The 9,526-nt window shown below is 67.0% G+C and carries 7 protein-coding genes; 1 reads left to right on the top strand and 6 read right to left on the bottom strand.

The window, feature by feature from the left end; genetic code table 11:
* The 6 genes from V7D63_RS08610 to V7D63_RS08585 form a co-directional block, all read right to left on the bottom strand.
* Positions 1-1,435, bottom strand: a 1,435-nt coding sequence (locus V7D63_RS08610; RefSeq protein ID WP_333591859.1) for a thiamine pyrophosphate-dependent enzyme, incomplete at its 3' end; no start/stop codon positions are given.
* Positions 1,436-1,689: 254 nt separating this feature from the next.
* Positions 1,690-2,376 (bottom strand): alpha/beta hydrolase, encoded by a 687-nt coding sequence (locus tag V7D63_RS08605; RefSeq protein WP_333591858.1) that lies wholly within the window; start codon positions 2,374-2,376, stop codon positions 1,690-1,692.
* Between the two features lie 116 nt (positions 2,377-2,492).
* Positions 2,493-3,395 carry a succinate--CoA ligase subunit alpha gene (sucD, locus tag V7D63_RS08600; RefSeq protein WP_333591857.1) on the bottom strand — a complete coding sequence of 301 codons (903 nt, stop codon included), beginning with the start codon at positions 3,393-3,395 and terminating at the stop codon, positions 2,493-2,495.
* A gap of 43 nt (positions 3,396-3,438) precedes the next feature.
* On the bottom strand, positions 3,439-4,629 hold the full coding sequence (gene sucC, locus V7D63_RS08595; protein ID WP_333591856.1) for an ADP-forming succinate--CoA ligase subunit beta: 1,191 nt from the start codon (positions 4,627-4,629) through the stop codon (positions 3,439-3,441).
* 78 nt (positions 4,630-4,707) lie between these two features.
* Complete coding sequence (locus V7D63_RS08590; protein WP_333591855.1) at positions 4,708-6,207, bottom strand: spinster family MFS transporter; 1,500 nt, start codon at positions 6,205-6,207, stop codon at positions 4,708-4,710.
* Positions 6,208-6,347: 140 nt separating this feature from the next.
* Positions 6,348-8,603 (bottom strand): TonB-dependent receptor, encoded by a 2,256-nt coding sequence (locus V7D63_RS08585; RefSeq protein ID WP_333591854.1) that lies wholly within the window; start codon positions 8,601-8,603, stop codon positions 6,348-6,350.
* A 178-nt stretch (positions 8,604-8,781) separates the two neighbouring features.
* Between V7D63_RS08585 and V7D63_RS08580 the strand changes: the two genes are divergently transcribed.
* Positions 8,782-9,513: a TetR/AcrR family transcriptional regulator gene (locus tag V7D63_RS08580; protein ID WP_333591853.1), complete on the top strand. Its 732-nt coding sequence runs from the start codon at positions 8,782-8,784 to the stop codon at positions 9,511-9,513.
* The last annotated feature ends 13 nt before the right edge of the window (positions 9,514-9,526 follow it).

The raw sequence follows: 9,526 nt of genomic DNA, 5'->3' as shown, positions 1-9,526 counted from the left end.
CTTCCGGGTCGTCGCCGTTCACGTGGAAGATCGGCGCCTGGACCATCAGGGCCACGTCCGACGGATAGGGCGACGAACGGCTGTTGCGCGGCGAGGTGGTGAAGCCGATCTGGTTGTTGATGATGAAATGCAGGGTGCCGCCGGTGCGATAACCCTTCAGCCCCATCAGGGCGAAACATTCGGCCACCACGCCCTGGCCCGCGAAGGCGGCGTCGCCGTGGATCAGCAGCGGCGCGACCTTGGTGCGGTCCAGCGCCCATTGCTCTTCCGGCTGGCCGATGTTGGCCTCGCGGATGTCGAACGCCTGTTTCGCCCGCGCCTTGCCCAGAACGACCGGATTGACGATCTCCAGGTGCGACGGATTGGCGGTCAGCGACAGGTGGACCTTGTTGCCGTCGAACTCGCGATCCGAACTGGCGCCCATGTGGTATTTGACGTCGCCCGAACCCTCGATGTCGCTGGGCACGGACGAGCCGCCCTGGAACTCGTGGAAGATGGCCTTGTAGGGCTTGCCCATCACGGCGGCGAGCACGTTCAGGCGGCCCCGGTGGGCCATGCCGAACACGATCTCGTCCATGCCCAGATTGCCGCCGCGCTTGATCACCTGCTCCAGCGCCGGGACCATGGCCTCGCCGCCGTCCAGGCCGAACCGCTTGGTGCCGGGGAAGCGCTTGTGCAGGAAGCGCTCGAAGCCCTCGGCCTCGATCAGCTTGTTCAGGATGGCCAGCTTGCCTTCCTTGGTGAAGCTGTCGCGGTCGAACCGGTCGGCGCCCTCGAACCGCTGTTGCAGCCAGGACTTCTCCTCCGGCTCGGCGATGTGCATGAACTGCACGCCGATATTGCCGCAATAGGTGGCCTTCAGGACCGCCATCACCTCGCGGATGGTGCCGGTCTGCATGCCCATCACCCCGTCCAGATAGATGGGGCGATCCATGTCGGCGGCGGTGAAGCCGTGGAATTCGGGCGTCAGCTCGGGATTGTTCGCCGGCAGCTCGATGCCCAGCGGGTCCAGCGTCGCCTGCAAATGGCCGCGCACGCGATAGCTGCGGATCAGCATCAGGGCGCGGATGGAATCGTGGGCGGCGGCGCGGATCTCGTCGGCCGACACGGCGGCGGCCGGGGCGGGCGCGGCGGCGGGCGCGGCGGCCTTGGCCTTGGGATCAGGTTTCGGGGCGGGCCACCGGCCGTCGAAGGCGCCGGTCTCCTCGGTCGGTTCGGTCACGGGCGAGCGGCCCCAGGCGCCCGCGGCGGCGGCGGCCTTCACGCTCTCGGCGTTGTCGCGAAGCTGGTCGAAGAAGGCGCGCCACTCGGGCGACACCGAGGCCGGATCGGCGGCCCAGCGGCCGTGCAGATCCTCGATGAAGGCGGCGTTCGAGCCGTAGAGGAAGGAGGTCTCGGCGAAGACCTGATTCAGGCGCCCGGCGTCGTCAGCCATCGTGTTCCGTCAGTCCCATGCCCCGCGCGCACGTCTGCGCCCCGGCGACGCCGCTCATATAGGCCGTGTTTCCTCATGGGTCATGACCGAATGGGGGCGAAAGACGAAGTTTTTGACCGGCGAGGGCGTCATTCCGGCCGATCAGGGGCGATTTTCGCCGTCACGGCGCCTCGATCCGGCTCCGACCCGAGGCGTCGAGACGGCGCGATCGACGCGGACGACGTCGCCCGCGTCGATCATTGTCGGCGCGGAGGTCAGGCCTCGGCGGCTTCCACGATCAAGTCCGTCACCTCGACCGGACGCGAGGCCAGGGAGGCGTGGCTGGCGTCCAGGGTGATGACCTTCTTGGCGTTCATGCGCCCGGACATCATGCGCTGGTTCTCCGGGTTGATCATCCGGTCGTTGGACGAGATCTGGTACCAGCTCGGCTTGGCCTTCCAGGCCGGGGCGGTGACGTTGTCGCCGAACGTGCCGCCGATCGGCGCCTTCTGGGTCACGGCCATGACCAGGGTTTCGTCCTGGGGCAGGTCCTGGGCGAAGCTTTCGCCGAACTTGTCCTGGGCGATCCACAGGAAGCCGTCGCTGTCGGGCGCGATATTGCCGAAGGCGGCGGGCGGATTGGCCTGGCTGATGGCGCCCGCGCTCTCACCGGCGTCGGGGGCGAAGGCGGCGATATAGACCAGCGACTTCACATTGGGCATGTCGCCCATCTGGGTGATGACCTTGCCGCCGTAGGAATGGCCGACCAGCACCACCGGCCCGTCGATCTGGGCCACCATCTTGCGCGTGCGCTCGGCGTCGTCGGCCAGGGAGGTCAGCGGGTTCTCGACGGCGAACACCTTGTCGTAGCCGCGCTTGTTCAGCTCCAGGATGACCTTGGCCCAATGGGCGGCGCCGCCCCAGAAACCGTGAACCAGAACGATGGCGGGTTTGTCGGACATGGCGATCTCCTATGAGCCGGGTATCGATATCCGGCCCATAGGCGCTCTTTCGTGCGGCGAAAATCGCAAAAAGTGCGGTTTTTCAAAGGTTGACCTTAAGTCACCCGTCGCGATCCTCAGCCCTTCAGCACTTCCACCAGGGTGGTTCCCAGACGCGCGGGCGACGGCGACACGCGGATGCCCGCCGCCTCCATGGCCGCGATCTTGGATTCCGCGTCGCCCTTGCCGCCCGAGACCACGGCGCCGGCGTGGCCCATGGTGCGGCCCTTGGGGGCGGTGCGTCCGGCGATGAAGCCGGCCATCGGCTTCTTCCTGCCCTTCTTGGCCTCGTCGATCAGGAACTGGGCCGCGTCTTCCTCGGCGCCGCCGCCGATCTCGCCGATCATGATGATCGATTCGGTCGCCGGATCGGCCAGGAACAGTTCCAGCACGTCGATGAATTCGGTGCCCTTGACCGGGTCGCCGCCGATGCCGACGGCCGTGGTCTGGCCCAGGCCCTCGTTCGAGGTCTGAAACACCGCCTCATAGGTCAGGGTGCCCGAACGCGAGACGATGCCGACGTTGCCCTTCTTGAAGATGCTGCCGGGCATGATGCCGATCTTGCACTCTTCGGGGGTCAGGACGCCGGGGCAGTTGGGACCCAACAGGCGCGAGTTCGAGCGGTCCAGCCGCGCCTTGACCCGCACCATGTCCAGGACCGGAATGCCCTCGGTGATGCAGGTGATGAAAGGCACTTCGGCGTCGATGGCCTCGATGATGGCGTCGGCGGCGCCCGCGGGCGGCACATAGATCACCGAGGCGTCGGCGCGCGTCGCCTCTTTCGCTTCGGCCACCGAGGCGAAGATCGGCAGGGTCTCGCCCTCGGACCCGTGCCACAGCTCGCCGCCCTTGGCCGGGTGCACGCCCCCGACCATCTGGGTGCCGTAGTAGCGCAGCGCCTGTTCCGTGTGGAAGGTGCCGGTCTTGCCGGTCAGGCCCTGGACGATGACGCGGGTGTTCTTGTCGACGAGGATGGACATGTCTGTGCTCTGAATTCTGTGTCTGGGCGGGCGTCGGCGTCGGTCAGCCGACCGCCTTGACGATCTTCTGGGCCGCGTCGTCCAGGTCGTCGGCGGCCGTGATGTTCAGGCCCGATTCGTTCAAGATCTTCTTGCCCAGCTCGGCGTTGGTGCCTTCCAGCCGCACGACCAGCGGCACTTCCAGACCGACCTCCTTGACCGCCGCGACCACGCCCTCGGCGATGATGTCGCAGCGCATGATGCCGCCGAAGATGTTGACCAGAATGCCCTGGACGGCCGGGTCGGCGGTGATGATCTTGAAGGCCGCCGCGACCTTCTCCTTGCTGGCGCCGCCGCCGACGTCGCAGAAGTTGGCCGGTTCCTTGCCGTACAGTTTGATGATGTCCATCGTCGCCATGGCCAGGCCGGCGCCGTTGACCATGCAGCCGATGTTGCCGTCCAGGGCGACATAGGCCAGGTCCCATTCCGAGGCCTCGATCTCTTTCGGGTCCTCCTCCGTCTCGTCGCGCAGGTCCTTGACGTCGGGGTGGCGGAACAGGGCGTTGCCGTCGAAGCTGACCTTGGCGTCCAGCACGCGCAGGCGGCCGTTCTGCATGACGATCAGCGGGTTGATCTCCAGCATCGACATGTCCTTGTCGATGAAGGCCCGATACAGCGTCGGGAACAGGGTCTCGCCGTCCTGGGCCGCCGGGCCGGTCAGGTTCAGGGCGGTGTTGATCTCGACCACATTGGCGGGGGTGACGCCGGCTTCCGGGTCGATGTCGATGGTGGCGATCTTCTCGGGCGTGTCGTGGGCCACGGCTTCGATGTCCATGCCGCCCTCGGTCGAGACGACGAAGGACACCCGGCCCGTGCCGCGATCAACCAGCAGCGAGCAGTACAGTTCGCGGTCGATGTCGGCGCCGTCTTCGATGTACAGGCGGTTGACCTGTTTGCCGGCCGGGCCGGTCTGGGCCGTGACCAGGGTGTTTCCCAGCATCTCGCGGGCGTTGGCGACCACGTCCTCGATGGACTTGGCCAAGCGCACGCCGCCTTTGGCCTCGGCGCCCAGCTCCTTGAACTTGCCCTTGCCGCGCCCGCCGGCGTGGATCTGGGACTTCACCACATACAGCGGCCCGGGCAGGCGCTTGGCCGCGCCTTCCGCCTCATCGGCCGAGGTGATGGCCACGCCCTCGGCGACCGGGGCGCCGTAGCCCTTCAGAAGCTGCTTGGCCTGGTACTCGTGGATGTTCATGGGAAGCCGCCGGTTGGGGGAAGAGTTGCGGCGCTTATAGGCGCGCGCCCTTCGCAGGTGCAACCGGCAGCCTGGCCCTCAATCCACCCAGTCGCGTTTCAAGGTCCGCGAGGCCCCGATCAGCAAGGCCGAGGCCAGCAGGTAGAAACCCATGCCGGTGTAGATGGCCCAGCGCAGGCTCTCGTCGCCGAAGCGCGGAGCCAGAAGGTCGCTCATCCAGCCGAAATAGTAGAAGCCCACGGCGATGCCGAGCAGGTTGTTGAACAGCAGGAACAGGGCCGAGGCGGTCGAACGCATCGGCGCCGGAACCAGGTGCTGCACCGCCGCCGTGATCGGTCCCAGCCAGGCCAGGTTCAGACCCGTCGGCAACAGGAAGATCAGGAAGGCCAGGGCCAGTTGCTGGAACTGCGTCCCGCCGCCCGGCAGGACCAGGCCGATGAGCCAGGGCGAATTCATCGCCGCGATGAACAGCGGCGCCGAAATCAGGAAGGCGATGGCCGGGGTCAGAGGATAGGCGCCCTTGCCGCGCCGCGACAGCTTGTCGGCGATCATCCCGCCCAGCCAGATGCCCAAAAGGCCGCCGATCAGGGCGATGCCGGCGTAATACCAACTGACCTGTTTCAGGCTCAGATCGAAGCTGCGCATGAAGAACAGCGGCAGCCACCCCGCCACGCCGTAGCCGCAGACCGAGGACGAGGCCGCGCCCAGGGCCAGCAGCCAGAAGCTCTTCTTGGCCATGACCACCGAGGCCGTCGCCTGGGCGATCAGCACCGAGATCCCGATCACCGTCCCCAACAGGCCCGCGAAGCCGATCACCAGCGGATCGGCCAGGGTCAGGCCGCCGAAATGGATCGCCGCGGCCAGAGCGACCAGGCCCGCGCCGACGCCCAACAGGCCCAGGCCGACCTTGCGCCCCAGGGTCGAACCCGTCGGCGACGCCGCAGGCGCGGCCGCGGCGGCCGAGACGGCGGCGCGGTCCTGCCCGCCGCGCTGCGGGTCGCGCACCGTCAGACGCAGCAGGGGCGCGACCAACAGACCGATCAGGCCCACGGCGATGAAGGCGGTGCGCCAACCGTACTCCGCCGCCAACAGGCCGCCAACCAGCGTGCCCGCCGCCGTGCCCAGCGGAATGCCGAAGGCGAAACCGGCCAGGGCGCGCGCCCGTTGGTTCGGCGGGAAATAGTCGGCGATCAGGGAATAGGCCGGGGCCACGCCGCCCGCCTCGCCCACGCCGACGCCCATGCGGAACAGGAACAGTTGGCCGAACGACCCGGCCATGCCGCACAAGGCGGTGAAACCCGACCAGACGGCCAGGGCGCCGGTCATGATCCACACCCGGCTGAACCGGTCGGCCAGCCAGGCCAGGGGAATGGCCAGGGTCGAATAGACCGAGGCGAAGGCGATGCCGCCCAACAGGCCGAACTGGCTATCGGACAGGCCGAATTCCTCCTTCAGCGGCGCGGCCAGGATGCCGATGATCTGCCGATCCAGGAAGTTCAGCATATAGACCAGGATCAGCACCGCCAGGACGTAGAAGCGGTAGCCCGGACGCTCGGCGCGCGCGGCCGTGTCGGTCATGGCGTTTTCCTCGACTTGATCTTGTTCTTGGCGGCGACGGTAACCGCGCCTCGGGCGGGCGACAAAGAAAAAGGGCGGCGGCTCATCGAACCGCCGCCCCAGACCCCCAGGAGAAGGGGTTCAGGCGTTCACAGGCCCGATCAGTAGCGGGCCGAGACCTTGATCATCCAGGTGCGCGGGGCGCCGTAATAGGCCGTGCGGATGCCGCCCACCGACGAGAATTCCTGGGCGTCGGTCTTATAGACTTCGTCCGACAGGTTCTGGCCGTACAGGCCGACCGAATAGCGGTCGGTCGGGTCGTTCCACACCACGCGGGCGTCGAACAGCCAGTAGTCTTCCTGGAACATGCCCGGCAGTTGGACATTCGAATTGACCGGGGTGTTGTCCACCGCCAGGGCCATGCGCGAGCGGTATTTGGCCGCGCCGCCGACCGTGATCGACGAACCGTCGCCCAACTCCGCCTCATACTGAACGCCGTAGCGGGCGGTCCATTTGGGCGAGAAGGCCGGGGTCTGGAACTCGCGGCTGCCGGCGAAGCTGGTGAAGCGGGCGTCGGCGAAGTCGGTGTAGTCGGCGTCCAGGTAACCGATCTGGGCGTCCAGTTGCAGACCCGGCAGCGGCACCAGCACGGTCTCGACCTCGAAGCCCGACAGCAACAGACCGCCGGCGTTCAGCACCGACAGTTTGGCCGTCGGCACGCGCGTGATCGGATCGATGTCCGTGCCCGAGATGCGGGCCTGGAAGTTGTTGTAGTCGGTGATGAAATAGGCCGCGTTGAAACGCAGGCGGTTATCCCAGCGCGTGGCCTTGAAGCCGGCTTCCCAGCTTTCGGCGGTTTCGGGGTCGTACTCGCTGGATTCGGCCACCGAATTGGCGCGGCCGTTGAAGCCGCCCGACTTGAAGCCTTCCGAATAGCGCAGATACCACAGGGTGTCGGCGTCGGGCCGGTAGTCGATCGAGGCCGACACCGAGGTGTTGTCGTATTGGCCGACCGGCGGGGCGAAGCCATAGGTGGCGTTGAAGGCCGGCAGGGCCGCGTAGAAGGTCGAGGTCGTGCGCCAGTAGTCCTTCTCCTCCTCGGTGCGGCGGATGCCGCCCGAGACGCGGATCTGGTCCGAGACCGCCAGGCTGACGTTGGCGTAGGCCGCCTTAGAGGTGGTCTCCAGCGTGTCGTCGATGGTGCGGGTGAAGCGCGAGTTCGAGAAGGCCGCGCCCAGGAAGTCGTTGGCATAGGCCTCTTGGTGCGACTCCACCTCTTCACGCAGATAGTACAGGCCCGCCACGGCGTTGATCGGGCCGCTGTTCCAGTTCAACTGGAACTCCTGGCTGGTCTGGTTCTGATCGACGTCGACCAGGGCCTCGGTGATCGACAGGCGCGTGGCGTCGAAGTCGATGTAGTCGGTCGTCGACAGGTCGCGATAGCCGGTGATCGACTTCAGCGTCAGGCTCTCGGACAGGTCCCACGCGATCCGCAGCGAACCGCCCCAGTGGTCCAGCTTGGTCGAATTGGGCAGGCCGGGCGTGACCGAGGTTTCAAAATTATAGTGCGGCAGCGGGTTCGGCGGGGTGTACAGCGGCACGCCCAGAACCGTGGTCAAGGGGCTGGTGGCCTGACCGACCGTCAGGGCCGCGTCGTCACGCGACCAGTCGGCGGCGAAGTCGACCCGGACGTTCGAGGCCGGATCCCACGCCAGCGAGCCGCGCACGGCCTGGGTGTTCTTGTCGTTGTATTCGGCGCCGCTCACCGGATCGGTGACATAGCCGTCGCGGGTCGAACTCAGGGCCGCCAGGCCGAAGGCCAGGTTTTCGGTCACCGGGCCGGAGACCGAACCCTGGACGTCGATCAGATTGTACGAACCATAGGCCGCCGAGCCGCGCGCGCGGAACTCTTGGCCCGGACGACGCGACACCAGCTTCAGGGCGCCGCCGATGGTGTTCTTGCCGTACAGCGTGCCCTGCGGCCCGCGCAGAACCTCGATGCGCTCCAGGTCCAGCAGGTCGAACTGGGTGCCGCGCACGCGGCTGTAATAGACGTCGTCGACATAGACGCCGACGGCCGGGTCGAAGGTCTGCAAGGCGTCGGGCTGGCCCACGCCGCGGATGTAGATGTTGGTCGCGTTCGACGAGGCGCGGCCCTGGGCGATGTTCAGGTTCGGCACCGCGCCTTGCAGGTCGGTGACCTGAAGCGCGCCCTGACGTTGCAGGGTCTCGGCGTTGAAGGCGGTCACGGCCAGCGGCGTGGTCTGGGCCGATTCCTCGGTGCGGCGGGCGGTGACGACGATGTCCTCGACCGCGTTCACAGGCCCTTGGGAAGCGGCCTCCTGGGCCATGGCTACGGTGGAAAGCGCGCTCCAGGCGGCGCCCGCCAGCAAGGCGGTCTTGACCAGTCGGTTCATCGGGATCCTCATTATGATGTTTCCAGCCCGTGACGCTTTTATTCAGCGTTCAATGATTTTCGGCGAAGGTGATCGCCTTTCACGATCCTGTCAAATGGCGTCGCCAAGGCCGAAACCGGTTACGGCCACGCTGTGGCGCCGTTGCACAGCAAGGCTCGCCGGGCCTATGCCTTGATCCATGAGCGAGACCGACGCGCCCAAGACCGCCGCAAGTCCAGGCCCTGGTCCGGCCAAGCGCGGCCGCCCGCCCAAGGCCAAGGACGGTGGAACCGGCGACACGCGCGAATCCATCCTGGACGCGGCCGAGGACCTGTTCTCCAAACACGGCTTCTACGGCGTCACCATCCGCGAGGTGGCGCGCGAGGCGGGCGTGGATACGGCCCTGGTCCACTATTATTTCGGGGCCAAGCGCGGCCTGTTCGACGCCGTCTTCCTGCGCCGCGCGGCGGTGTGGAACAATGAGCGGGTCGAGGCCGTCAACCGCTACGCCAAGGCCGCCGGAGACCAGATGACGCTGGAAGGGCTGTTCGAGGCCTTCCTGAGACCCCCGTTCCAATGGTCGCTGAAGGGCGGGCCGGGCTGGAAACACTATTCCGCCCTGGTGGCCCAGACCAACGCCAACCCCACCTTCGGCGGCGAGACCATGGCGCGGTATTTCGACCCGGCAATCCGGCGGCTGATCGAACTGATCAAACAGGTCCTGCCGCATGCGCGCGACGTCGATCTGTACTGGGCCTATCACAATCTGTCGGGCGCCCTGACCCTGACCCTGGGCGAGACCGGCCGTCTGGACCGGCTGTCGAACGGCCTGTGCCGGTCGGGCGATCTGGAGACGGCGGGCGACTATATGGTCCGGTTCGCGGCCGCCGGTTTTCGCGCCGTCTGCGGCGAGGCGCCCAAGGCGGACTGACATCGACGTTCCG

The sequence above is a fragment of the Brevundimonas sp. genome (assembly GCF_036732845.1).
GTDB lineage: Bacteria > Pseudomonadota > Alphaproteobacteria > Caulobacterales > Caulobacteraceae > Brevundimonas.
This window is presented reverse-complemented; position numbering and strand designations above follow the sequence as displayed.